This window comes from Psychromonas algarum, from assembly GCF_004376845.1.
GTDB lineage: Bacteria > Pseudomonadota > Gammaproteobacteria > Enterobacterales > Psychromonadaceae > Psychromonas.
Map to the genome: position 1 here is coordinate 12,170 of NZ_SNUW01000008.1, position 24,300 is coordinate 36,469.

A 24,300-nucleotide genomic window follows, 5' to 3' on the forward strand; every position below is an offset into this window, starting at 1 on the left:
TTTTTACCATACTGTATCTAAAATATGATTGGTCATATATCGAGGAGTAAACATGTTTGTATTAATTAAAGGTGCAGAACTTTATTCACCAAGTTCGCAGGGTAAAAAAGATTTACTAATTGCAGGTGGGAAGATTGTTGCAATAGAAAATGAGATTCAAGAAGCACATATTTATGGTAATTATAAAATAATAGAAGCCAAAGGAAGGCTTGCAGTTCCTGGTTTTGTTGACACACATCAGCACTTTATTGGCGGAGGTGGTGAAGGTAGTTTTAAAACTCGGACTCCAGAGTTAACTTTAACTATGCAAACTCTTAATGGTGTAACGACAGCAATGGGTTTATTGGGTACAGATTCGATGACTCGCCATGTGGAAAGTTTATATGGAAAAACGATGGCATTTCGTGAAGAAGGTATTTCTGCATATATGATCACAGGTTCATATTTTATACCCTCCCCAACTATTACCGGTAGTGTTGATAAAGATATTACATTCTTAGAACCTGTAGTTGGTGTGAAATTAGCAATATCAGATCACCGCGGTGCTTATACGACAGTTGATAATATTGGTGAACTAGTTGCTCAAGTACGTGTCGCAGGTTTATTATCAGGCAAAGCTGGAATAATTACACTACATACTGGGTCAGGTAAAAATAAGTTAAATCAAATTTTTGAGCTACTCGAAAAAACAGACTATCAAGCAGAACGATTTGTCCCAACACATATTAATCGTGCTGATATTTGGGATGATGCAGTTAGACTTGCTAAAATGGGTGCGATTATTGACGGAACAGCAATTAGTAGTAGTGATGGAGGAAAGAATAAAATCACTTGTGCAAATGCTACTAAACGCAGTATTGAACAAGGGATTGCTGATAACTTTACATTTAGTTCTGATGCAGGTGGGTCATTACCTGTTTGGGACGAAAGTCGTTTAAATATTATAGGGATAGGTGTTGGTACTCCAAGCAGTTTGTTAGATGAAGTAAAACGAGGCATTTACGAAGAATCATTAACGCTTCCCGAAATTTTGAAACCAATCACCGTGAATGCAGCAAGACAACTTGGGTTAAGTGATAGCAAAGGTAAGATTGAAACGGGTTTTGATGCAGATATTCTATTGCTTGATGCTGAGAGCCTTGATATTACTCATACTATAGCGAATGGAGTGGTGATGGTTGAAAATGGTAAAGCAATAGTGAAAGGCACGTTTGAATAACTTATTAAACTAACGAGCTGCATAAACTCCAATCGTTAGTTAGAGCACTAATCTTAGAGTTTTATGCCAAATATCCAAAGATCGGTTAAGTGAATATTTGAATGTATTAGAAAGGTTAATAGGTATTAACTATAAATTTAGTTATATGCACTCAAATTAACGTAGAAAGATACTATTGGTTAGTAACTCATAAATATATTACAAATAATTGTTTAAGTAAAAACAAAGGGTGAAATTATGACGTATGCATTAGCTATTCATGGTGGTGCTGGCACGATTGATAAATCAAAAATGAGTCCTCAACTTGAAAAAGAATATATTAAAGGATTAGAAGACGCCATATATGCCGGGGAAAAGATATTAAAAAATAACGGTTCTGCAATAGATGCGGTTTGTGCAGCTGTTTGTGTTCTTGAAGATCATCCATTATTTAATGCTGGCAGAGGAGCTGTATTTACCAGTAATGGTACTCATGAAATGGATGCGGCACTGATGGATGGGAAAGATCAGAATGTAGGCGCAGTAGCTGGTGCCTTTGGACCTAAAAACCCCATTTTATTAGCAAGAAAAGTCATGGAAGAAACAGACCATGCTTTTATCATTGGTGATACGTTGAATGATATAGCTAATTCACATAATTTAGTAATTAAACCGAAAGAATACTTCTTTACTCAACAACGTTGGGATGCTTTGCAAGAAACGTTGAAATTAAAACAGGAAGGTAAAGTATCGGATGATCCCGCAGTACGTCATGGAACAGTAGGTGCTGTTGCGTTAGATGAAAAAGGGAATGTTGCGGCAGCTACGTCGACCGGTGGAATGACGGGGAAATTACCTGGCAGGGTTGGTGATAGCCCAGTGATAGGTGGAGGGACCTTTGCTAGTAATCAAACTTGTGCTGTTTCAGCTACAGGTTATGGAGAGATTTTTATGAGGTATACAGCCGCTGCAGATGTATCATCAAGAATGAAATTTTTAAATGAAGATGTACAAACAGCTGCTACTCATATCGTTATGGAAGAGTTACTGCCTAATGATGGTACTGGTGGACTGATTGCAGTGGATATTTATGGTAATATTTCTATGCCATTTAATTCATCTGGAATGTACCGTGCGAGCGTAAGCTCCAAATCTGATTTAGTTGTCGCAATATTCTAATAAATATCTAAATTTATAGAAGCACTTTCGGTACCCTTTAACATTACCTAAGAGTTACAGTAGCAGTGTAAGCTGTTCTGTAACCCCTACCCCACCTAGTTCTAGCAATAAGATTTTGTCATAGTACCTTTTTCAACAAAGGTAATATGAATCAATCAGCAAAATACCAAAACTGGTCACTTATTATTGAAGAACACAAGCAAAGTCAGTTTCTATTAAAAACTTTTGTCAGCAGCAAGACTTCAGTTACCAAATATTTTACTATGATTCAAAATGGTATTGTCAACTTATCGATCTGAACCAAGTAATTTTGGCCAAATCCTCCTTAAGCTAAATTTTGGAGACAACTACCCCTATTCCATTCTATAAATAATCGATCACTGAAAAAGTGATGATGTTTCGCTTGCATTAAATTACGCACAGGTTGAAATAAGTTATTAATCACAGCATGGCAACTCAAAAAACGTTAAGCTTATCCGTCACATTTAAACTGCTCTTCCCCCCTACTTTGTAGACATTTTATTTTTTATAATAGACATAGATCACATTCAAGTTTACGATATGCAACATCTGCTTTAAGGAATCAGCAGTTAATTAAAAATAGATAACTCCATTTTTAAAAAAGAGGAAGATCAGTCTACTAACGGCTTAGTCTCACTTTGTTCAATATATTAGCCAACAATTGTTCATATCTTCATAAAATAAGTTTAAATACTGACTCATATTTTAAATGTTAATATCTATTCAACGCACCAAAGCTGACACGAGGAGCTTGCCGGTTTTGTGCCAAATTAAATAATCTTTGTTCGTTAAATTAAGCTGAAGAATTCTATGATAAATATTGTAAATTTTGTGCATGACAAATTAACTATTAATAATTGGCAAGTTAATAAAAATGAAAGTTGGTGTGTATTAGGCCGCAATGGTTCAGGTAAACAATATATTAATCAACTATTAACTGGTGACTTTGAACCAACCTCCTCAGAACAGTTAGTCTTACCTCAAAAAAATAAAGTCGGTATGATCTCCTTTAAAGCTCAGCAAGAAACTTATGAAAATGAGTTAATTATTGATGCAACAGATTATGCAGATGTAAGTGAAGTTGGTACTAAAGCAAAAGAATTTCTACCAGAAGATAAATGGCAAGATCCGCTAATTAGTGAGTTTGGTTTAAGTCATCGTCTTGATACTGGCTACTTGCAATTAAGTACGGGTGAAAGTAGAAAGCTTTTAATTTTACAAGCTATCTTTAGTGGTGTAGAAATTCTTGTTTGTGACAACCCTTTTGACAGTTTAGATATTGCATCTTGTGAAGCGTTATCTAATGCATTGGACCGTTTATCAAAAACGGGAATTACCATCATACTGATGCTAAGTAACCGCCAAGATATTCCAGAATGGTGTACTAATATCGCATTTATTGAACGAGGACAATTTACTGTTATTGGTCAATTAGAAGATAATGAAACCAAAAAACAATTAGATGTTCTGCTTACACCAACTCCAGATAATACTGAGTGGCCTGAAAATATACAGCAGCTATCTGACTTTAAAGACCCTTATTTAGTTAAATTAACAAAAGGCACCGTACACTATAACGGAGTCAATGTTTTTGAAGATTTAGACGTTGCGATCAACCCCTTACAACATACTTTAATCACCGGGGCGAACGGCAGCGGGAAATCAACATTAATGCAATTAATTACTGGTGATTGTCCACAATGTTACAGCAATGATATTCATGTACTGGGTTATAAAAGAGGTTCCGGTGAAAGTATTTGGGAGCTTAAAAAGCAGATGGGTATTGTGAGTGCTGAATTACACAGGCAATATCGTGTAAATGGTGAGTTGTTAACTGTTGTGCTTTCTGGATTTTATGACTCAATTGGTATGTATCAGCAAGCGACACCAGCTGAAATTAAAATTGCCCGTCAATGGTTAGACAAAGTGGGATTGTTAGCTCAAGAGCATACTCTATTTAAGAGCTTAAGTTATGGTGAACAAAGACTTGTTTTAATTTTAAGAGCGCTTGTTAAGTCTCCTTATTTAATCATTCTAGATGAACCGACACAAGGTTTAGATGAACTAAATAGACATAGAATACTTAACTTCTTAGAGCATTTAGAGCAGCAAAAACACAGTACCATGTTATTAGTAAGTCATCGCCGAGATGAGTTTTTAGCTTTATTTAAACAACATATTAAGCTTTAAATTAGTTGGATTGGTAGCATAAGCTTTATGCTGCCAATCAGATATTTAATAACCTAGAACCTCGCTATAAAATACAATCTATCATTAAACTTGATTAATCAATTCAGACATATGCCTTACTTGCATTGAAGCTAATGCATTCTTTTCTAAAGCATCGGGCGCATAATAAATACTCTTCATGTTAGCGGCATTTGCAGCTTGTAATCCAACCACACTATCTTCAATAACACTGCATTTTTCAGGTGCTACGTTCATTGCTTTAGCTGCATGTAAAAATAACCCAGGTTCAGGTTTCCAAGAACCGACTTCATGAGCACTGAAAATATGCTCATCATTAAAATATTTATCCAACCCTGTGACTTTAAGTGCATGTTTTATTTTAATTCTCGGGGCCGATGAAGCAATACAAATTGGTACCGTTAATGATTCAATTAATTCAATGACACCTTCATTCGCTTTTAAATGCTGTTCAAAAAGTGCATTTACTTTTTGGCGGTATTCCGCTTCAAAGGAAGCGTGGAAGCTTGTTGCAAACTTTTTTTCTAACGCTTTGATAATGATATCAAGTTTAACACCTCGATATTGCGAGACCAATTCCTCTGCATTAACTATCAACCCCATTTCAGCTAATTGTTGTTCCATCCCTAAATTACAAAGATATTCACTGTCAACTAATGTGCCATCGCAATCAAAAATAATTAAATCCATATATCCCTCATTAGCCATAATGCTCAAATACAATATATTCATGTTTATGCTGGAGATATAAAACTAACATTAATATCACATTAACAAAATCATTTAATCAATCTACGAGCAGTCAGCTTTTAATAAAAAGCAGATTGAAATACAGCAACTTCAGTCTGGTTTATCAGACCTACTTAACACTTTTTAAAGCACCTCTTTAGAAAATAAATAATACTCATTTTTCTCCATATTTTTTGCACAATATACACTTATGATTCACAACATGAAGTCACAACAACGACTCAAAAAAACAACGTTAGGCTGATACTATAAAAGGAATTTATATGAAAAAAGAGCTTTCAGTCATTGTATTAGTTGCAGGTTTAACTGCCTGTGGGACACATACGCATTCACATTCACATTCACATTCACATTCACATTCAAGTGATGATAAAAGTCATCACCACACAGAACATAGTAATGAGCAAGCCACAGATATAACCGATGCTATTTTCACTAGCCGTGCGACCAATTGTTCTGAATATGTAAACAATTATGTTTCTAGCGCTAAAGATATTAATGAAGATACTTTATATTCAGGTAACTTAAAAATCACATTAGAAAATGGCAAATGTATCTTTTCTACTAATGCGATCCCTAATCATGATTTTAACGATGGTAAGTCAACATTTCACAATAAAGTCTCGGAACAAAACATTACTTACTCCATCTCACAAAGTCCTTCTATGAACACTCATGTTACAGAGTTAAGTCTCCGTACTGACAATGCGATCTTTTTAAATGGCGTTAAATTAGATTTATTAGCCGCAGGTTGTTTCGGGGTAGGCAATGGATTTATTGGTTGTAATAACGACAAACAACCATTTAGATTTGATCCTATGTCACCATTAAATAGTTTCCGTACTGACTCTCATAATGCACATACTCAACCTGATGGCACTTATCACTATCATGGTAATCCGTTAGCAATGTTTTCTGCTAATAAAAATGTAGTTTCTCCCGTGATCGGTTTTGCAGCAGATGGTTATCCTATTTATGGCAGTTATTTTGACGATAGTGGCACCATAAGAAAAGCTAAATCAAGCTATGTCCTGAAAAATAACAAAGGCCCAAGAGTAGATGTGAAATTTGCTGGTAAAAATTATTCACCAGGTGGTTTATACGATGGTATGTATATCGATGATTTTGAGTATAAAGAATCATCAGGCGACTTAGATGAATGTAATGGTATGGTGGTCAATGGCAACTATGGATATTATGTGACAGATGCCTACCCTTGGATCTTAAAATGTTTTAAAGGTACACCTGATAGTAGCTTTAATAAAAGACGTCGCTAGTTTTTGTTTCTAATTTAGAAACAGCACTCCAGTCATCATACTGACCAAGCGGTATGATGACTGGAATTGCATTTTTTGTTTATTAAGCCCTTTTCTCACCAATCTCAATCATTGTTTCTTCAAACGTTGCTAATACTTCTAAATCATCTTGCTCTATTAAGCGTGTTTTTTCCAGCTACCACGTGCAAACCATAAGACTGAAATAACCGCAATCAGTGCATTAGTCACAGTAAACGACACCCAAATACCTTGTTCTTGTAAATTGCAGTCACGAACTAGAGACTCAATAGCTTTATGAACGAGGAAGGTGCGTTATCTTAATAGATACTTTATATCCATATAAAATTTGTCAATACTATGTAAATCAGACACTTAAGTTTTTAATTTCTTAGCATCTGATATAAGAGGAGTAGATATGAAAGCATAGATAGTTAAAGAGGTAACATTTATAAGCTCTTAATATTGAAGATAAATGATTTTAAAAAAATACTGTTTTAGAGATCAGTCGTTAAAGTTAACTTATTATTGATTTGTAGCCGCAACAAAATCATATTGTGCATAGCGTTTAATACAAGCATCTAACAATAAATCATCATCATAAAACTTAAAAACCATCTCAGCGATTTCATGTAATGCGTCTCTGTCTTCACTACGAATACAAAACATATCATGCTCAGTACATAGAGTGAGTTTGTTAAGAAGTTCAGGATTTTTCTCTGTTAACATATTTTCAATGAGCATTTCCCAATCATCACCATCGCCTAAAAAATCATGATGCTCGAAGGCAGTCCATTTTAAATCTCCTAACGTTAAACTATGTATTTTTTGAAAGCTTGAAAATGAAAAAGGTTGGAAAGCATTAGGTTGTTTCATAAAAGTGCTCTTTGTAGATAAATGGATGGCAAACTTCATCCTAAACCTATCACTTTTATGAATGATGTTAACCGTCATGCTTTTATGATTAATAATGAAGAAAGTAACTGAATAAGGTGCGAATTTTGTGTATTTGTGAACAAGCCAGCATAACACAGGAGAGTGCTCAGTAAGTAGTAAGTGAGGACTTAGTGAGCCCCCCTCAATTCTGGATAAATTGCAAAGGCAATGCCGTTATCCAGAACCAAGGAAAATAAACATTAAGTTAACCTGATAATAATAACAATAAATCGTTACGCTATTTTATTAGCAGTCCAAACATACAATAACTCTAATGCAATGGTTGCCGCAGCCAAAGCCGTTATTTCACTATGATCATAGGCAGGAGAAACTTCAACCACATCCATTCCAACTAAATTAATGCCTTTCAATGCACGAATGATTTTTAATGCTTTATCTGAACTTATTCCACCGCATACAGGTGTCCCCGTACCTGGTGCAAAAGCAGGATCTAAACAATCAATATCAAAGGTTAAATATACAGGTTTATTACCTACTATTTCTTTTATCTGAGACACAATTTGATCTGCTGATAAATCATTTGCTTGCATAGCATTAATCACATTAAAACCATGGCCTTGCTGTTTATATTCAGTACGTATGCCAATTTGCACAGACGAAGCGGGATCAATCAGACCTTCCTTCGGTGCATGATAAAACATAGTGCCATGATCATAACGGCTACCATTATTGTAAGTATCCGTATGTGCATCAAAATGAATTAGCGCCATTTCACCATAATGCTTTTTATAAGCACGTAATAAAGGCAAGGTAATAAAATGATCCCCTCCTAAACCAAGTAACATTTTTCCACTTTTTAAAATCTGATCCGCAGCGGCTTCAAGACGTAATGCTAAATCTTTCGCATCACCACAGTCGAATACCAAGTCACCGGCATCAATGATTTGTGTATGCTCAAATAATTTAAAGTCCCATGGAAATTTTTTACTTTCCCAAGATAAGTTAACCGAAGCTCGACGGATTGCATCGGGTCCCATTCGCGCACCAGAGCGACCAGACGTTGCCATATCAAATGGTACTCCAAACACAACAACATCTGCTTTTTCTACAAGTGGATTTTTAACTAAAGGACGACGCATAAACGTCATCGCATTAGAATATAAAGAGTAATCTTCTTTATTAAATAAATCGTTAAACTGCCCTTTCATTTAAAATCCCTCAAGGTAAGTGTAACCTGCTAAACCTTGCTCTAATTCATCTAAAATACTTTGTTGATCTTCTTGAGAAACACGAGAAGATGCTAACGCTCGATAGTTATCACGAATAGCTTCAACATCAATATGAACATAATTCATCATATCTTCAACGCTATCGCCTTTGTTGACAGAGTCAATATTCCATCCACCCTTTTCATCCATATTAATTACAACACTATGAGTATCACCAAATAGGTTATGCATATCACCTAATATTTCTTGGTAAGCTCCTACTAAAAAGTACCCCATTAAATATGGTTTATCAGCAGACCAAGGCGGCACAGGTAAAGTTGTTTCAATACCTTGCCCTTCAACGTACTGGTCAATTATCCCATCAGAATCACAGGTAATATCCAACAATACGGCACGACACTGACCTGCATTTTGCAAGTTAGCAAGTGGTAAAATTGGAAATACTTGGTCAATTCCCCATGCATCTGGTAATGATTGGAATAACGAAAAGTTAACAAAAAATTTGTCTGCTAAACGTTCATTTAAATCATCTAAAATCGGACGATGAAAACGATTTTTAGTGCTCATTTGTAAACTCAATTCGTAATAAATACGCAATGCAACTTGTTCCGCCCAAGCACGTTGATGCAAACTTAATACACCTGTTGAAAATTGATTATGTACTTCCGCAATATCACTTTGGGTATCGTTATAGATTTCAATCAAAGCACGGTCATCACTCCCAGCAAAAAGTAACTGCCAGTTATTCCACATGTTTTGTAACAATAATGGCGCTTCTTGCTCCGGCGCATCAAACTGCTCAGGTTGATAAGTTTCAGCACCAATCACATTCGTTATCAACACTGCATGGTGAGCGGTTAATGAACGACCAGACTCAGAGATAATGACAGGCTTCGGTTGTTCATATAAGCCACAAATATCACTAATGGTGATCACGATATTACGTGCATATTCCGCTAAGCTATAGTTCATTGAGTTATGCGACTGGCTACGTGTACCATCATAATCAACAGCCAAACCACCACCAATGTCAAGATACTCAAGTGGTACGCCAACATTGCGTAATTCACAATAAAAACGTGCAGCTTCACTCACACCATTTCGTACATCTCGAATGTTAGCCATTTGCGAACCTAAGTGAAAATGCACGAGTTGTAATGAGCCTAATTTATTTTCTGCTTTTAAACGCTCAACTACAGTTAATACCTGTGATGCAGCTAAACCAAATTTAGATTTTTCACCACCACTTGATTGCCATTTACCTGCACCTTGAGATGCTAAACGAATACGCACACCAATACGTGGTTTTACTCCTAAAGAACGCGCTTCTTCTAATACCAAATCAAGCTCAGATAATTTTTCTAAAACAATAAAAACACTGTGCCCTAGCTTTTCACCAATTAAGGCTAAGCGAACGTATTCTCTGTCTTTGTAACCATTGCACACAATGACTGAACTAGCTTTCTGTGCGAGCGCTAACACAGCTAATAATTCAGGCTTACTACCTGCTTCAAGGCCTAATTGTTTATGCTCTAACTCTGCTTGGCTTGCTAGAATTTCATCAACCACTTCTTTTTGTTGATTTACTTTAATTGGATAAACCAATAAATAGCGATTGTCGTAATCAATTTCATTAATTGCTTGATTAAATACATCACAAATATTGTGTACACGTTGATGCAATATTTGTGGGAAGCGTACTAATGCCGGCATAGTTAGATTACGTTTTTCAAGTTCGCTAGCAATATCGCTTAACGCTACTTGATGATCATTATCACTGCGTGGTGAAACATAAACTTCACCTTGGTCGTTGATCCCGTAAAAACCTTGGCTCCAGTAACGAACATTGTATTCCGCTCGGATGCGTTCCATATCAATTGAATGTTGCAAATTCGTATCTCACAAAAAAGTAGGCGTAATAGTATTTCAGAAAACTGAAATCACAATCTGACAAAATGTTATCGCGCGGATTATTTGCCAATAAAATAATCCAGTCTAGTCAATAATTTTTGTTGTTCTGATAAATAAAAATGACCATTCAAAATGCTCTTGAATATTTAAAAATATCTGTAAAATTAATGCCAAAATAAAAATGCAAACCTTGATCTTCTAATTATTTTTACCTATGTAGAAAAAACTTATCAAGTTTTCCAGCGTTTATTTAAAATCATATTATTCAATATAATAAGAGCAATGGAGTTATAAGAATAAGTTATAAAACAAGGTTGGACATATAACCTACGCAAGAGAATAATCCCTGCTTCATTCATACACCGTTAACCATCTTCGAACGTATGTATCTGCATTTTAAATTTCTTTTGGACTTCAATATGGATAAAAAACAAGCTTCCTACGGTATTATCATTACCATCACCACCTTACTTTTAGGTGCAATTTTCCTTGATGACTCATCACTTTTCTTACGTCTTTTATTGGGTTTAAGTCTTGGTTTTGCTTTGACAAAAGGCTCTATCGGTTTTGCGGGAAGTGTGAACCGAGCTTATCGCCGTGGTTCAACGCAATTATTACAAACACTGATGTTTATGTTTGTTGTTACAGCCATTATTAATGCAGGTTTGTTACTGAATTCAGATGTTGGCAATTATAATTTATGGGTCAACCCTATTAACTTAGGTTTACTGATAGGCGGTATCATGTTCGGTGCGGGCATGAGTCTTTCAAGTTGTTGTGCAACAGGTGTTATGGTTGAACTAATAAGTGATGTGCCTCGCGCATTAACGACATTATTCTTTTTTGGTGCCGGTGTATTTTTTGGTTTCCCATTACAAGCGACACAGAGCTGGATAACTGAAACTGCATTTTCTTCAAGCAGCTTTGAAGGACAAGGAGTTTATTTACCAGATTTATTTACTTGGGGGCCTTTAAACGGTTACTTCATTTCTATTTTGGTCACCATCACTTTTGCATTAATCGTGGTTTATTGCGCAAAACAGTATCAAAATTATCGTCAGAAAAAAGGCTCATACTTAGGTGTTGCAGGAGAAATTGCTCGTCAAAAAATGCATCAAAATGAACCAGTTACTGAGTTTAAGCTATTTAGCACAGAAACCTACAAAAAATGGATTGGTAACTTGTGGGAAATGAAAACAGCCGCGTTAGTGATTGCACTGATCTTCGGTATTATGATGGCATCAACTGGATCAGGTTGGGGAGCATCAACACCATTTGGTATTTGGTTTGGTAAAGTGTTAATGCTATTTGGTATGAATGCAAATGATCTTGCTGAATTTACACATCGACCTGCAGGCATGTATACAACTCCATTTTTTAATCATGGCGTTTCAGTACAAAACTTTGCCATTATGCTTGGCACCTTAATTGCCGTATTATTTTTAGGTAAGTTTTCATTCACATTTAAAATCAATCATTCCGCCAAACAATTGGCTCTATTTGCTTTAGGTGGTTTATTAATGGGTTTGGGTACTCGTTTTGCTAATGGTTGTAATGTAGGAGCACTATTTACACCAATTGCAAACTTATCATTATCAGGTTGGATCTATTTAGTGGTTTTACTTTTGGGTGGTGTTTTAGGTAACAAACTTCAACAAGCTGTACTGAAATAATTAAGTACTTAATAAGCGCTATAACAGGATGCTTCATATTAAGAAGCATTCTTTTTCACACGAAATAATTCGGACTGTTCAATCATTATCATTCAACTAATAAATTCATTTATAGCGCTAAATATTTAATCCCCTTTTGTTTGATCAAATAAGTAATAGAAACCATAAAACATGCTTTTATAATATTAAAAAACATATTAAAAGATGCCATTTTATTTACTAAAAAACACCTTTAAAAGAAAAATAAAGTAAGAATATCCTTCATTACTCAAATATACCCATTAATGAACAAGTGAATATTTATTCAAAAAAATGTATTACCTAACAATAGGTAAATCACTACAAAGTATAAAAAATAAACACCACCCCGCTCACATTTACAAGCTAAGTCATTGTTCAAAAAGAAAACAATAACTACACTCAATTCGCCTGAACAATAAACAGGCAATTTATAACCACTTCAAAATTGTGACTATTTATTCACCAAAACTCACAATGGAAGTTGAGAAAATAAAATAGAGGGATTTATGAAAAACAAATATGGAAAATATACCGCAATAGCTTCTGCATTATTATTAGCAGGTTTAACCAGTGCTCATGCAGCAACAGCAAATTCTGTTATTGCCAGTGCAGATGACGGTAATGTGGCAAATAATACAGTCGATAATGACTTAAATAGCCGTTGGTCAGCAGAAGGAAATGATGGCAGCCAATGGTTACAATATGACTTTGGTTCAGCTGTTTCACTGAGTGCTGTTAATATCGCTTTTTATAAAGGTGATTCACGTAGTACTTATTTTCAAGTAGAGAGTTCTCAAGACGGTAACACTTGGACACTTGAATTAGATGCAACAGGTAGCGGAGCAACAAATGAGCTTGAAAAATTTGAGCTTAATGACACGGTAACGGCACAATTTATACGTATTGTAGGTTTTGGTAATAGCAGTAATGCTTGGAATAGTATTACTGAAGTTACTTTTGATGATGCTGATGTAGAACCAGAAAAGCCAACAGTTGATCCTGAAGATCCGGATAATAATCAACCTATTGAAGCATCAGTTGTGGCAAGTACTGATGATGGGAATGTTGCTGATAACTTATTAGATGGTGATTTAGATACTCGTTGGTCTGCTAGTGGTTCAGGCCAATGGGCTCGTTTAGATTTAGGCAGTGAGCAAACCTTGGATAACGTGAAAATTGCATTCTTTAAAGGTGATTCACGCCAAAGTAGTTTTAGTATTGAAGTGAGTAACGATGACAGTTCTTGGACAACGGTTGTTGAACAAACAACAAGTTCTGGCAACAGTAATGATTTAGAAACATTTACATTTGCAGAAACAACTGCACGCTATGTTCGTTATACAGGTTATGGTAACTCTACAAATAGCTGGAACAGTGTGACTGAGTTTACAGTCAATGCAGCTGGTGAGAGTGTTGACCCTGATGATGGTACTGATACAGGTGGCGGTACTGATACAGGCGGCGGTACTGATACAGGCAGCGGTACTGATACAGGCAGCGGTACTGATACAGGCGGCGGTACTGATACAGGTGATTATACACCGACTACTGATGCGGACTTCGCTGGAGACATTCACTACACAACTGCTGACAACTTAAACAGCGTATTAGCAACTGCAGTGGGTGGTGATCAAATCATCATTACAGACAGTGGTGAAATTTCTATTAAAAATATGAGTTTTGATAAGAAAATTTTAATTCGTGCAGAAACTGTTGGCGGATTAAAATTAGAAAATGCAACGATTAGCAATTCAAACAACATCGTTTTACAGGGTTTCCTTTTTGGACCATCAAATGATGTTAGTACGTTAGTTAAAATTGTAAACTCAACTAACATTGCTATTTTACGTAACTATTTTGATCATAAGGATGTTACCGAAGGACAAAGCTCTTTAGTTGTAACAGAATCAAGTCAATATATTGAAATTGGTTATAACGAATTCCACGATAAAAATATTAGTGTGGTAGATGGAGAAAAAAATACTGGTAGTTACATTAAGTTCCAGTACGACAGCGGACAAATGACTAAAAATGCCCATATTCACCACAACTACTTTAATAATATTACCCCTTATCTTGTAGATGGTGTACCAGCCGGTGATTCAGACCGTGAAGCAATTGTAATGGGGATATCTTCTTCTCAAGATATCGTAACGAATCACATCGTTGAATATAACTTGTTTGAAAACTGTGATGGTGAAAATGAAATATTAACAATCAAAACGTCTGATAATACTTTCCGTCACAACACATTCAAAAACTCAATGGGTTCATTATCATTCCGTTTAGGTCATAGTAATAAAGCATATAATAACTATTTCTATGGTACTGGCGCGAGTGATTCAGTTACTGATGATAACTACCAAACTGGTGGTATTCGAGTCTACGGTGAAGGACACAGTATATACAATAACTACATGGAAGGTTTATCAGGAACAAGCTGGAGACTGCCGCTATTAGTTGATATGGGTGATACATCAGATAGTTCAAACGGAGATAGTCATCAAACATCCACAAATATTGATGTTAGTAACAACACAATTGTAGATAGTAAAGGTGGTATTTATATCGGTCGTGATGATGTTAAATACAACAATAAACCTACTGGTATTTCAATTACGGGTAATGTTGTTATGGGTAGTGAAGGGATCTTATTTAATAACTATTCTGATGATAGCTCAAATACTTGGTCAAATAATGCAGCTTATGCAACTGGATCTGCGACAGCAAATGGAGGCGGTATCTTAAGTAGCTCAGAATTAACTGTGTTAACAAGCGCACCTTCTATTGCTGCGCCAACACCATTAACACCTAACGATGTTGGTACCACAGCGCAATAATAGATAAGATAATCTAAAATCAATAACAGCCGGCCTTTAATTTATCCAATTATCGGCCGGCTTTTTTATTACTTTTTTGGAATAATTCCAGAGTAAGAGCGATTACATTAAATATGTTGTCTAAGTTTTACTCTGAAAAAAGTTCAGTTCAAGGCGTAAATTAATGTTAATCGCTACTCCCTTTACGAAATTTACAACGAAGAAGCACGCTGTTTTAACAAAAAAATAGATAAGCTATTTATTCTGATTGGTATATTTAATAAATATTAATATTGGTTAAATATTTAACTTCTTCCATCACCACATAAGTCCTTGAGTTTTTTATATCTGGTAAAGAAAGTAAAGTTTCACTCAACACTTTTCGGTAAGCAGACATATCAGCAACACGCGTTTTTAATAAATAATCAAAATCACCCGATACTAAATGACATTCTAAAATTGAATCTAATTGTTTTGCAGCTTCATTAAAACGATCAAACACATCGGCACTGGTTCGCTTTAGTGTTAATTCAATATACACAAGCAACGAAGCATCTAAATATTGTGGATCCAATAATGCAGTATAGGATTTTATAACCCCCTGCTTTTCTAATCGTTTTACACGTTCTAAACAAGGTGTTGCACTCAAGCCTACTTTTTTAGACAACTCTACATTAGAAATACGACCATTTCTCTGTAACTCTCGTAAGATGTTTTTATCAATTCTATCTAGTGACATTAACCAACCCTTCGCCTTATAAAAGTACCATTTACTACACTATATAAAAAAAGCCGCATGATCCACTAAGTGGAAATAAAATAAGTAAAAAATAGAGTCAATAAAACTGTTTTAAAATATCTATACTATTTCTACAACAAATTTATCAAGAAAACCCCAATGACAAAGTAACAATTTAGTAATCAACTTCATAAGGAAATAATTATGCTTATCGGTATCCCAAAAGAAATTAAAAATCATGAGTATCGTGTTGGAATGGTACCAGCCAGCGTTCGTGAGTTAATAGAAAACAATCATGAAGTTATTATTGAAACAAACGCTGGTATAGGGATCGGTTTTAGCGATCAAGATTACATTGCTGCAGGTGCAAGTATTGAAGATACCGCCGCCGCTATTTTTGCTAAAGCAGACATGATTGTTAAAGTAAAAGAGCCATTAGCTGTTGAACGTGCAATGCTACGTCAAGGACAGATCCTCTTCACTTATTTACACCTCGCACCAGATTTACCTCAGACATTAGACTTAATCGACTCCAAAGCTATTTGTATTGCCTATGAAACAGTGATCGATACACAAGGTAGATTACCATTATTAGCGCCAATGTCTGAAGTAGCTGGACGCATGGCAATTCAAGCAGGTGCACAAACCTTAGAAAAATCAAACCAAGGCAGTGGCATGTTACTTGGTGGTGTACCTGGTGTAGCTCCTGCAAAAGTTGTTATTATTGGCGGTGGTATGGTTGGTAACAATGCAGCACAAATGGCAGTAGGTTTAGGTGCTGATGTCACCATTCTAGATAGAAATATCGATACGCTTCGTAGCTTAAATATTCAATTTGGTAGTAAAGTTAAAGTAATTTACTCAACATTAGATGTGCTAGAAGCTGAAGTATTAGCCGCTGATCTTGTTATTGGTGCAGTATTAATACCTGGCGCAGCCGCTCCTAAATTAGTTACTAGAGATCACATATCTAAAATGAAACCAGGCTCTGCTATTGTTGATGTTGCCATTGACCAAGGTGGCTGTTTTGAAACATCACATGCAACAACACACCAAGATCCGACTTATATTGTTGATGAAGTTGTACATTATTGTGTTGCTAATATGCCAGGAGCTGTGGCAAAAACATCAACCTTTGCACTGAATAATGCAACCTTGCCTTATATTATCAAACTAGCAAACTTAGGTTACAAAAAAGCACTAGAAAATGATCAAGGATTATTAGAAGGTCTTAACGTTATTAATGGGAAGTTAACCTGCAAAAGTGTTGCAGAAGCACATAACTTACCTTATGTAACAGCTAAAACTGCACTTGCGATTTAAGCTTAGCTAAAACATCAAAGCCCATCAAAAGTTGAATTGATGGGCTTTGTGATTATAAAATTTCTTCTGTAGTGACTAATACCTTCAATACTATAATCAAGCAGATTATGTAGATAAAAAATGATGCAGAGATCAATATCAACCACATCACGTTTTCTCCTTCTAATAGTGCCATCCCATTGAAGTATCAACATAAACACTATCTTTGTTCAAACAAACTGAGCCACCATTGCCTAAATGACTGTTGATAATATTAAGCTGATTTATTGCTTTATTAAGAATGTCTGAAATCCATAATCATAACTTGTACCGTACATGGAATCTCGCCAAAGCCCTTAGTCTCGATAACGGTTTATTTGTCATATTGTAAAAACATATCTTTGATATCTAATTTAACGCTTTAAAAGTAAAAAATTTATCACTAAATTGATTTTATATATTCATATAGAGGTAATTTCCCACCAAAACATAATTTAGATCACACTTTCACCTGTTTATATTTAAATGGAATTGATTGTATATGAATGAACTGTAAACTCAGGAACATCTATGAGGAGATCTAAATGTTTATTAATTACAACAGTAATCCAATTGACGCTAAAAATTATGATACTAGCCGTTTACGTGAAGAGTTTTTAACAGAAGGTTTGTTTGAAAACGATCAAGTTAATATTGTTTATAGTCATATTGATCGTATTGTCGGCATGGGTATTTGCCCAACAACTAAGACGCTAAAGTTGGATGACTTCATTGATAAAAAAGCATTTGGCACTGACTTTTTTTTAGAACGACGAGAACTTGGAATTTTAAATCTAGGTAGTAAAGGAGAAATTCGCTGTAAAAATCAAATATTTACACTAGAATATTTAGATGTCTTATATCTAGGCATGGGAGAAGAGAATATTGAATTTACTTCTCTTAGTTCAGAATTAGAACCATCATTCTATTGTTTAAGTGCTCCTGCTCACCATACTTACCCTTCTCGAGTGGTTCGTCGTGATCAAGCTAAGCAAGTTGAAATGGGCTCACCAAACAATGCTAATGAACGTTTAATTACTCAATATTTACATCCAGATGTTTTACCAACCTGTCAATTATGTATGGGCGTAACACACTTAAAATCAGGCAGTGTATGGAATACGATGCCTGCTCATACACATGAACGTCGTATGGAGGCTTACTTATATTTTAATATTGAACCTTCACAAGTTGTTTTTCATTTTATGGGAGAACCACAAGAAACACGTCATATTATTATAAAAAATAAACAAATGGTATTGTCGCCGAGTTGGTCTATACATTCTGGATGCGGAACAAAAAATTATAGTTTCGTATGGGGAATGGTAGGAGAAAATCAAACTTTTGATGATATGGATTTTATCGATATGGAATTAATGAAATAACATAAATCCATCTAAACAATGGATTAAGAAATTAAATTATAACTAAGAGAATAAAACACTATGAATATCAAAAAAAGAATCGACAAGATCCCAGGCGGATTAATGTTAGTACCATTATTTGCAGGTGCAATGCTGAATACATTTTTTCCTGGTACAGGGGCTTATTTTGGTACATTCACCAATGGTCTAATGCATGGTGTATTACCTATATTAGCCGTTTGGTTTTTTTGTATCGGGGCTTCAATCTCATTTAAAGCGACAGGTACTGTATTAAAAAAATCCGGTGTGTTAGTTGTTACTAAAATATTAGTGGCTTGGTGTGTTGGTATGATTGCTGCTCAGTTATTACCAGCCGGTGGTATCACAACTGGATTTTTTGCTGGTTTCTCAGTATTAACTATCGTTGCCGCAATGGACATGACCAATGGTGGTTTATATGCATCGATAATGAATCAATATGGTACAAAAGAAGAAGAAGGTGCCTTTATCTTAATGTCTGTTGAATCAGGCCCATTAGTAACTATGTTAATCCTAGGTACAAGTGGTGTAGCAACTTTCCAACCTCATCTATTTGTTGGTGCATTATTACCTTTCATAGTGGGTTTCATACTTGGTAACCTTGATAAAGATTTAAAAGAATTCTTCACTGCTGGAGTTGTTATTATGATCCCATTCTTTGGCTTTGCTTTAGGTAATGGTATTGACCTTAGAGTATTACTTGAAACAGGGTTCGCAGGTGTTTTACTTGGTGTAGGTGTTATCATAATAACTGGTATTCCACTAATCCTCGCTGATAAATACATTGGTAAAGGTGATGGTACAGCGGGTATCGCAGCATCTAGTACGGCTGGAGCAGCAGTTGCAACACCTTTTCTTATTGCAGAAATGGCACCAGAATTTAAAGAAATTGCACCAATGGCAAGTGCATTAGTAGCGACAAGTATTGTTGTAACATCTATATTAGTTCCAATCGTAACGGCTTATTATTCTAAATGGGCAAAATCAAAAAAAGTGGGAAAAACTTATGAAGAACAATGTTAAATTAGCACAAGAAGCAGTCGAATTAGTTAAACCAGCAATTGATAAACTATTTGAAATAGCAAAGCGTAAAGAACTGCATATTGTAGTAATGGACCCAACGATTAAACCGTGGGAGTGTGATTTTGCAGATGCGATTTTATATCAAGAAACAATAGGTAACCCAGAGCAATGGCCTGTTAAGTTTGATGATTTAGCAAGAAATAAAGCCGCTCAAGCATGGAGAAATTCATCAGCGAATATCAATATGCATACAGCACATCCCTCTTCAATTAGAGATGACGACTGCTTATTTTATGGTTCGTTTGTATATGGTGATATCGTTGTTGGTTGTAGTGGTATTGAAAGCCATTTTGATATGTTAATTAGTGCCTGGATTGCATTAGCTTTTGAACAGCTAGCAATACATAGTTACGAAAAAGATAAAGCAGACACACCAATGAAACCACTTCGAGTGTGTTAATGATTTACCTTTTTCTTGAATAAGAAAAATAAATAATAAAATGCCGTTTACTTCATAAACGGCATTTTTTATACAGATTGATACCTTGCCTCTTTCTGCAGTTTGCTTTCAGTAACTTTTAATTTATCCATTTTTAAAGCTTCAAATAAACCGGTAGTACCATGTAGAAAACACATTCTGGCATCACGAGGATTATATGTTTTAACTACTCAGCTAATTTTTCCATTGGATGATCAGGCGAGTCACTCCTGATGTACCTAAACCCATTCCGTGCGCTGACAATGTAAGATTTATCATTATTTAAAATAAGGAAGTGAAAAAGTAATAGAAAATTATTTGGTTAACTTTAAGCTCAACATAATTAAGCGACGTAACTTAACTAACTCATCAATTAATTGCACATTCAGCCACACATAACCATAGAGCGAAGGATCGAAATGGAACTGCTGCTGGTGAGTTAATGCTTTAAGTTCTTCAATGGTGTCATTCATATTCTCAAAACGCCATTCAGCCCCTTCTACTTCTCCACTCACTAGCATTTGAGATAGTTGATTAAAGGTCTCTTCAGTCGCTTTGTGACAAGAACGTAAATGTTGTGCATGAATTAAAGTTAAATGATGACTACGATCACTCCAATAAATATCAGATATTTTTTCAATCGTGTACAAACAATTATCCATACTAATTTGAATACCATTTAACAAACTAGAACTTAAATGAGTTTCTGCAGCAGAAGGTGAAACTAAAGTGCGATTACGAGTAATATCCGCTAATAATGTTTTTTGCTTATTTTTCAATTGAGGGCGATCAACTATGTTAGGAGATAATAAAACATGGTGAACTTTACCAATCTCAAACAAATACTGACTCACATTTAGACGCCAATGAATAAAGGCTTTTTGAGGAAAAATACTGCAACAAAATAAAGCAAAAGCAGAACCAAAAATTACATCACCACTACGCCACAAAGCTTTAGTAAAATCGAGACTATGTGCCCCCACCACAACAGCAAGTGTGATACCAATTAACAAGCTTGAATAAGGTTTTTTACCTAGGGTTAAATAACCACATAAGAACATGACAACAGCACACCAGACAATAAAAAATATTGGAGAGATAGTTTCTAAATAGAGAGCAACTATGCCCGATGCGGCACCAACAAAAGTACCTATAACGCGTTCAATAGCACGAGGTAATACATTTCCCCAATATGAAATTGGTCCCATTACCACCACTAAAGTAATTAATGGCCAAGTACTTTCAGGAATATTAAAAATATTTGTAATAATCAGCATCGCAACAAAAGCTAATGAAATACGTCCCGCGTGGACTAGGCGGTAATTTTTAAAACCCCATAATTGAAGGGGAGAAATAGCACGATTTAATCGCAAACGAACTCCTAATATTTATCTCAATGAAGAACCAAAAACATATTTTCACCTACATTTCTGCTCACTATAACAGCTCTAGCAACTATTAACTCAATCAGGGTAAGCATCGCGGTAAAGTTACATCTTAAATGTGTTTATTCTAAGTAAATATCATCAAACTTCTTTTAATAAAGTATACCAAGTCCAAGATAAAAAGTTGTAATCGATTTGTAGTGAAACATTATTACAAAGTGACATTAATCACTTTATGCTGAGTACGTACATTTGCTGATCTTGTTTTTATTATTGATGTGCTAGCTGTTAGCAGGAAAGTCGTAAAAGGAGTATTTTATATTGGCGAGAAAAAGTAATTTCCCTATTCATTTACCTTACTATAGAAGATTCATAAATATAGACTAGAGATGTAAATACCTCTAGCCTATTTCATTTCAAAAATAAAAATTAATTAGTGCCACCAACCGTTAATTGATCTATTTTCAAAGAAGGTTGTCCAACGCCAACAGGTACGCTTTGCCCTTCTTTTCCACAAACGCCAACACCAGGATCCAAGCTCATATTATTAGCAACCATGGAGATTTTTTGCATCGCATCAAAACCATTACCAATTAATGTTGCTCCTTTAATTGGAGCGGTGATTTTACCGTCTTCAATCAGATAAGCTTCTGATGCAGAAAATACAAATTTGCCCGAGGTAATATCAACTTGTCCACCACCAAAATTAGGAGCATAAATGCCATTTTTAACACTTTCAATCAGCTCTTGATGTTCGTATTCACCATTTAGCATAAAGGTATTTGTCATACGCGGCATCGGTAAATGGGCGTAAGATTCTCGGCGACCATTACCAGTAGAAGCAACTCCCATTAAACGAGCATTCAGCTTATCTTGCATATAACCTTTTAAAATACCATTTTCAATAAGGACATTGCGTTGCCCTTTGGTACCTTCATCATCAATATTCACTGAACCTCGACGATCTGCAATACTGCCATCATCAATCACAGTACAATGCTTAGATGCAACTTGTTGCCCAATTTTACCTGAAAATGCAGAAGACCCTTTACGGTTAAAATCACCTTCTAAACCATGGCCAACCGCTTCATGTAACAAGACACCAGGCCAACCCGCACCAACAATAACAGGCATAGCACCAGCAGGAGCTGCAATAGCTTCAATATTTACTAACGCTTGACGAATAGCTTGGCGAGCATAAGAAAAGGCTCTTATTTCACCTTCATACATATCAGTGAAGTAATCAAGGTCAAAACGGCCACCGCCACCTGCACTACCACGCTCACGCTTACCATTTTTTTCAATAAGTACCGAACAGCTAAAACGGATCAGCGGTCTAATATCTGATGCTAATGTGCCATCATTAGCTGCAACTAAAATCTCTTCATAAACTGCATTTAATGATACCGTCACTTCACTTACCGAAGGCTCTAATGCTCTCGTAAATGCATCAACTTGTTTTAATAGTGCAATCTTTTTATCACGGCTCATGCTTTCTAAAGGATCAGAGGCACCATAATATATCGGTTGTGCTGTTGGCATGATTAATTTAATGCTTCTTTCTTGCCCTGAGTTAGCAATACTTTTGGCTGCATTTGCCGCTTCTGTAATTGCTTTTTTGGAGATATGGTCAGAATAAGCGAAACCCGTTTTTTCACCTGAGACAGCACGAATACCTACCCCTTTTTCGATGTTATAACTACCTTCCTTAACAATACCATCCTCTAATAACCAAGATTCATAGCGACTTGCTTGAAAATAAAAATCAGCATAATCAATTTGAGCCCCTGATATTTGGCTAAGTTGTGATTCTAAGTCACTAAGTTGCATCTCTGCAGGGTCTAAAAAATTTGAGACCACTTGTTGAAAAGACATGGAAGTTCCTTATTCTATTTAAGTTTTTGAATGCTGCTAAATTGATTATGTTGTTGTACAGGCATATTTTTTCTAGTGTTTTGTAGTTTCTTTTTATCAAAATCTGTTTGGATAAAGCCATTACCTATCGTTAATTGGGTTTTAATCTCACCCCATTCATCAATAATCATTGAATGCCCATAAGTAAATCGACTTTTATATGTAAGGTGTTCTGAAAAATGCTCTCCACCTTGATTTGCAGCGATAAAATAACATTGTGTTTCAATGGCGCGCGCTTGTAATAAAGCTTGCCAATGAGCTTCTCCTGTTGCGTGTGTGAATGCGGCTGGCAGTAAAATGATTTCAGCTCCAAGCTCTATCAGTGCTTGAAATAATCCAGGGAAACGTAAATCATAACAGATCGCAAGTCCTACTTTTGTAAAGCCAAGATCAATGACTTTGACTTCCTGCCCAGCAATAAAAGTATCTGATTCTCTATAAGCACCTTGTGTATCAGTAACATCAGCATCAAATAAATGAATTTTATTATAACTTTCAAGCAATTCTCCTTGCGGAGAATAAACCAAACTGCAGGTATAAATTTTATCTGTCTGATCACTTTTAATCGGAAAACTGCCACAAATTAAAGTGCAATTATATTGCTTAGCAAGTTGGCTTAGACGTGTTTGACAAGGGCCATTTCCAAGATTTTCTGCACTATTAAAATAATCTTGACGAGTACCCAAACAAAGCGCATTTTCAGGTAATAATACAAGATGATGAATAAGCTCATTACTCTTAGGCATAGACGCCAATTGTATTTCGATCTGCTCAAAATTAGCATCAACACACTCACTACTGATAATTTGTATGGCAGTTAATTTGCAGTTCATCCTA

At 35.5% G+C, this 24,300-nt stretch carries 19 protein-coding genes; 10 read left to right on the forward strand and 9 right to left on the reverse strand.

What is annotated here, in order from left to right:
- Positions 1 to 52: 52 nt before the first annotated feature.
- The 3 genes from iadA (at position 53) to E2R68_RS08550 (ending at position 4,588) form a co-directional block, all read left to right on the forward strand.
- Positions 53 to 1,219 (forward strand): beta-aspartyl-peptidase, encoded by a 1,167-nt coding sequence (gene iadA, locus E2R68_RS08540; protein WP_134277278.1) that lies wholly within the window; start codon positions 53 to 55, stop codon positions 1,217 to 1,219.
- Between the two features lie 237 nt (positions 1,220 to 1,456).
- The gene (locus tag E2R68_RS08545) at positions 1,457 to 2,377 is read left to right on the forward strand and encodes an isoaspartyl peptidase/L-asparaginase family protein (RefSeq protein ID WP_134277279.1); all 921 of its coding nucleotides are present in this window, start codon (positions 1,457 to 1,459) and stop codon (positions 2,375 to 2,377) included.
- 831 nt (positions 2,378 to 3,208) lie between these two features.
- Positions 3,209 to 4,588: an ATP-binding cassette domain-containing protein gene (locus E2R68_RS08550; protein WP_134277280.1), complete on the forward strand. Its 1,380-nt coding sequence runs from the start codon at positions 3,209 to 3,211 to the stop codon at positions 4,586 to 4,588.
- Between the two features lie 84 nt (positions 4,589 to 4,672).
- Here the strand turns inward: E2R68_RS08550 and E2R68_RS08555 are convergent, their stop codons facing one another.
- On the reverse strand, positions 4,673 to 5,296 hold the full coding sequence (locus E2R68_RS08555; protein ID WP_134277281.1) for an HAD family hydrolase: 624 nt from the start codon (positions 5,294 to 5,296) through the stop codon (positions 4,673 to 4,675).
- 323 nt (positions 5,297 to 5,619) lie between these two features.
- On the opposite strand from E2R68_RS08555, the gene E2R68_RS08560 reads away from it, so the two are divergent.
- The gene (locus E2R68_RS08560; RefSeq protein ID WP_134277282.1) at positions 5,620 to 6,633 is read left to right on the forward strand and encodes a YHYH protein; all 1,014 of its coding nucleotides are present in this window, start codon (positions 5,620 to 5,622) and stop codon (positions 6,631 to 6,633) included.
- Between the two features lie 522 nt (positions 6,634 to 7,155).
- Here the strand turns inward: E2R68_RS08560 and E2R68_RS08565 are convergent.
- The 3 genes from E2R68_RS08565 to speA all read right to left on the reverse strand — a co-directional run bounded on the left by E2R68_RS08565 (position 7,156) and on the right by speA (position 10,646).
- Positions 7,156 to 7,506, reverse strand: coding sequence for an Imm51 family immunity protein (locus E2R68_RS08565; RefSeq protein WP_134277283.1), 351 nt, complete (start codon positions 7,504 to 7,506; stop codon positions 7,156 to 7,158).
- Between the two features lie 293 nt (positions 7,507 to 7,799).
- The gene (gene speB / locus E2R68_RS08570) at positions 7,800 to 8,735 is read right to left on the reverse strand and encodes an agmatinase (protein ID WP_134277284.1); all 936 of its coding nucleotides are present in this window, start codon (positions 8,733 to 8,735) and stop codon (positions 7,800 to 7,802) included.
- Positions 8,736 to 10,646, reverse strand: a complete 1,911-nt coding sequence (speA, locus tag E2R68_RS08575) for a biosynthetic arginine decarboxylase (RefSeq protein WP_134277285.1) — start codon at positions 10,644 to 10,646, stop codon at positions 8,736 to 8,738.
- Between the two features lie 440 nt (positions 10,647 to 11,086).
- Between speA and E2R68_RS08580 the strand changes: the two genes are divergently transcribed.
- Positions 11,087 to 12,340, forward strand: a complete 1,254-nt coding sequence (locus tag E2R68_RS08580; protein WP_134277286.1) for a YeeE/YedE family protein — start codon at positions 11,087 to 11,089, stop codon at positions 12,338 to 12,340.
- 527 nt (positions 12,341 to 12,867) lie between these two features.
- Entirely contained in the window at positions 12,868 to 15,201 is a 2,334-nt protein-coding gene (locus tag E2R68_RS08585; protein ID WP_134277287.1) for a discoidin domain-containing protein, read from the forward strand.
- A 256-nt stretch (positions 15,202 to 15,457) separates the two neighbouring features.
- Here E2R68_RS08585 and lrp read toward each other — a convergent pair whose 3' ends face one another.
- A complete protein-coding gene (gene lrp / locus E2R68_RS08590; RefSeq protein WP_134277288.1) occupies positions 15,458 to 15,919 on the reverse strand; it encodes a leucine-responsive transcriptional regulator Lrp in 462 nt (153 codons plus the stop codon).
- A gap of 204 nt (positions 15,920 to 16,123) precedes the next feature.
- Here lrp and ald point away from each other — a divergent pair, with 204 nt between their 5' ends.
- Positions 16,124 to 17,242 carry an alanine dehydrogenase gene (gene ald / locus E2R68_RS08595; protein WP_134277289.1) on the forward strand — a complete coding sequence of 373 codons (1,119 nt, stop codon included), beginning with the start codon at positions 16,124 to 16,126 and terminating at the stop codon, positions 17,240 to 17,242.
- 162 nt (positions 17,243 to 17,404) lie between these two features.
- On the opposite strand, the gene E2R68_RS14280 is transcribed toward ald, so the two are convergent.
- Positions 17,405 to 17,533, reverse strand: a complete 129-nt coding sequence (locus E2R68_RS14280; protein ID WP_134277432.1) for a hypothetical protein — start codon at positions 17,531 to 17,533, stop codon at positions 17,405 to 17,407.
- A 272-nt stretch (positions 17,534 to 17,805) separates the two neighbouring features.
- Between E2R68_RS14280 and kduI the strand changes: the two genes are divergently transcribed.
- Genes kduI through E2R68_RS08615 form a run of 3 tightly spaced genes read left to right on the forward strand, consistent with a single transcriptional unit; the run spans position 17,806 to position 20,146 of the window.
- Complete coding sequence (gene kduI / locus E2R68_RS08605; RefSeq protein ID WP_134277290.1) at positions 17,806 to 18,645, forward strand: 5-dehydro-4-deoxy-D-glucuronate isomerase; 840 nt, start codon at positions 17,806 to 17,808, stop codon at positions 18,643 to 18,645.
- 60 nt (positions 18,646 to 18,705) lie between these two features.
- Positions 18,706 to 19,686 carry a 2-keto-3-deoxygluconate transporter gene (kdgT, locus tag E2R68_RS08610; protein ID WP_134277291.1) on the forward strand — a complete coding sequence of 327 codons (981 nt, stop codon included), beginning with the start codon at positions 18,706 to 18,708 and terminating at the stop codon, positions 19,684 to 19,686.
- Positions 19,670 to 20,146 (forward strand): hypothetical protein, encoded by a 477-nt coding sequence (locus E2R68_RS08615; protein WP_134277292.1) that lies wholly within the window; start codon positions 19,670 to 19,672, stop codon positions 20,144 to 20,146. Before kdgT ends, E2R68_RS08615 begins: the two co-directional genes overlap by 17 nt.
- A gap of 332 nt (positions 20,147 to 20,478) precedes the next feature.
- On the opposite strand, the gene E2R68_RS08620 is transcribed toward E2R68_RS08615, so the two are convergent.
- The 3 genes from E2R68_RS08620 to E2R68_RS08630 all read right to left on the reverse strand — a co-directional run bounded on the left by E2R68_RS08620 (position 20,479) and on the right by E2R68_RS08630 (position 24,296).
- On the reverse strand, positions 20,479 to 21,537 hold the full coding sequence (locus E2R68_RS08620) for an FUSC family protein (protein WP_208380178.1): 1,059 nt from the start codon (positions 21,535 to 21,537) through the stop codon (positions 20,479 to 20,481).
- Positions 21,538 to 21,978: 441 nt separating this feature from the next.
- A complete protein-coding gene (tldD, locus tag E2R68_RS08625) occupies positions 21,979 to 23,424 on the reverse strand; it encodes a metalloprotease TldD (RefSeq protein ID WP_134277293.1) in 1,446 nt (481 codons plus the stop codon).
- Between the two features lie 14 nt (positions 23,425 to 23,438).
- On the reverse strand, positions 23,439 to 24,296 hold the full coding sequence (locus E2R68_RS08630; protein ID WP_134277294.1) for a carbon-nitrogen hydrolase family protein: 858 nt from the start codon (positions 24,294 to 24,296) through the stop codon (positions 23,439 to 23,441).
- Positions 24,297 to 24,300 lie beyond the last annotated feature (4 nt).

What these genes read in the sequence shown, in the direction of transcription:
- iadA (WP_134277278.1), top strand. Translation starts at nt 53, where the DNA reads ATGTTTGTATTAATTAAAGGTGCAGAACTTTATTCACCAAGTTCGCAG.
- E2R68_RS08545 (WP_134277279.1), top strand. Translation starts at nt 1,457, where the DNA reads ATGACGTATGCATTAGCTATTCATGGTGGTGCTGGCACGATTGATAAA.
- E2R68_RS08550 (WP_134277280.1), top strand. Translation starts at nt 3,209, where the DNA reads ATGATAAATATTGTAAATTTTGTGCATGACAAATTAACTATTAATAAT.
- E2R68_RS08555 (WP_134277281.1), bottom strand. Translation starts at nt 5,296, where the DNA reads ATGGATTTAATTATTTTTGATTGCGATGGCACATTAGTTGACAGTGAA.
- E2R68_RS08560 (WP_134277282.1), top strand. Translation starts at nt 5,620, where the DNA reads ATGAAAAAAGAGCTTTCAGTCATTGTATTAGTTGCAGGTTTAACTGCC.
- E2R68_RS08565 (WP_134277283.1), bottom strand. Translation starts at nt 7,506, where the DNA reads ATGAAACAACCTAATGCTTTCCAACCTTTTTCATTTTCAAGCTTTCAA.
- speB (WP_134277284.1), bottom strand. Translation starts at nt 8,735, where the DNA reads ATGAAAGGGCAGTTTAACGATTTATTTAATAAAGAAGATTACTCTTTA.
- E2R68_RS08580 (WP_134277286.1), top strand. Translation starts at nt 11,087, where the DNA reads ATGGATAAAAAACAAGCTTCCTACGGTATTATCATTACCATCACCACC.
- E2R68_RS08585 (WP_134277287.1), top strand. Translation starts at nt 12,868, where the DNA reads ATGAAAAACAAATATGGAAAATATACCGCAATAGCTTCTGCATTATTA.
- lrp (WP_134277288.1), bottom strand. Translation starts at nt 15,919, where the DNA reads ATGTCACTAGATAGAATTGATAAAAACATCTTACGAGAGTTACAGAGA.
- ald (WP_134277289.1), top strand. Translation starts at nt 16,124, where the DNA reads ATGCTTATCGGTATCCCAAAAGAAATTAAAAATCATGAGTATCGTGTT.
- kduI (WP_134277290.1), top strand. Translation starts at nt 17,806, where the DNA reads ATGTTTATTAATTACAACAGTAATCCAATTGACGCTAAAAATTATGAT.
- kdgT (WP_134277291.1), top strand. Translation starts at nt 18,706, where the DNA reads ATGAATATCAAAAAAAGAATCGACAAGATCCCAGGCGGATTAATGTTA.
- E2R68_RS08615 (WP_134277292.1), top strand. Translation starts at nt 19,670, where the DNA reads ATGAAGAACAATGTTAAATTAGCACAAGAAGCAGTCGAATTAGTTAAA.
- tldD (WP_134277293.1), bottom strand. Translation starts at nt 23,424, where the DNA reads ATGTCTTTTCAACAAGTGGTCTCAAATTTTTTAGACCCTGCAGAGATG.
- E2R68_RS08630 (WP_134277294.1), bottom strand. Translation starts at nt 24,296, where the DNA reads ATGAACTGCAAATTAACTGCCATACAAATTATCAGTAGTGAGTGTGTT.